Origin of the sequence: Helicobacter rappini, from assembly GCF_900198625.1 — a bacterium.
GTDB lineage: Bacteria > Campylobacterota > Campylobacteria > Campylobacterales > Helicobacteraceae > Helicobacter_A > Helicobacter_A rappini.
Genome location: NZ_FZPK01000026.1, coordinates 1 through 1421 on the forward strand (window position 1 = coordinate 1; position 1421 = coordinate 1421).

The following is a 1421-nucleotide window of genomic DNA, read 5'->3' on the forward strand; positions in this document are numbered from 1 at the left end:
ATAAAGAGAGTAAAAATACAGGCAAATATGGAAGCATTGCTGAATACAATTTAACTCACATGCAAATGGTAAATGACGCAAAAAGAAAAGATAAAAGCATACTTGATGGCACGACAGATTGGGCTTTGCATGGCAAATATGATACAGGCTCACAAGTAAATTCAAGGGAACAATATGAAAAAGGCATACATGCTGGAACTTCCCTAGATTTACTTGGCAATAGAGAAATGCTAGATAAACAAATAGCACAAAATGCAGAGAAAAATAAGGATAGCTTAGAAAATTATTCTAAAGCATTAGCAGAGTTTGAAAAGCCTAATTATTTCGATGAAACAATGAAAGAATTTGATAAGGCTTGGGACAAAGCAAATATGAATACAGATACCCTGCGTGCTATGGCACTATTTGCTAAGGCTTACACTTGGGATAGTGCAGCAGATTCGTTAGAAGGGATATATGATTGGGCTACTACTAGATTTGGTGATAATAAAACAGAAACAAAGCTTAGAGATATTAACCTATTAGACCAAAAGAATAATGCTAGTATGCAGGTTGTTGGTCGTGGGGCAGAAGCTGATGAGCTTGTAAGAATGTTTAGGATTACTGAAGGGCAGTTAGCAGTAAGCCAAGAGGCTTTTAAGATATACAGACATGAAACAAAGGAAGCTTTACTAGATTACATAAAAGCAGATTCTAAAGATAAAGATAAGAAATGGGAAACTTATCAAAAGTCTTTAAGTAAAGTAAAAGAAGCTTATGATAAATCTCCTGCTAAAGCGTTTGCAAATAATGAGTTAATCTCTAAAGCTATGACAATGAAAAATCAGCATGATTATGGCAGATTTGTATTAAATCTCTTTAAAAATCCTGATGAGAATAGAGAATTAGCACAACAATATATAAATGATTTAGCAGATATATTAAGGCTTGATGATAACTTTAAAGATATAGATGAAGTGGCAATCACAAAAAAAGGGGAAGTTGTTGTAAAAAGGGGTGATTTATACGAGTTGGTAGGCGGTGAAGGTGCTTTAGAAAGCATATTGCACGGAATGCACGATAGCTTGAATGAAATCACTGCTGGTATTTTAACAGGTATGGCAGTTGGCACTAGAACTTATCAAAAAACTAAAAATCCTACTGCTGCACTTGGTGCTGGAATAGTTGGCACTGCGTTTGGCTCTGCTGGTGGTGCTATTGTTGATGAGCATGTAAATGCTATTAAGACAGGGTTTATAAATAAAGACTATGGATTAAAAAGGGCAAATGAAGCAATGTTGCTTAGTGCGGTAGCTGATGTTACTTTGTTGGGTGCTGGGAAAGCTATAAAAACGATTAAAAATGCTAACCTTGATGGATTAAGCAATATCGGTAATAAAGCTATAAATGAAACTCAAAAGTTAGCAAATGGCAATGTAAAT

The 1421-nt window shown here is 34.9% G+C and carries 1 protein-coding gene; it reads left to right on the top strand.

Annotated features, from left to right (window positions below; all coding sequences use genetic code 11):
* Window positions 1–1421 (top strand): hypothetical protein (locus tag C6H17_RS06460; protein WP_158655007.1); only part of this gene is annotated, 1421 nt, incomplete at both ends.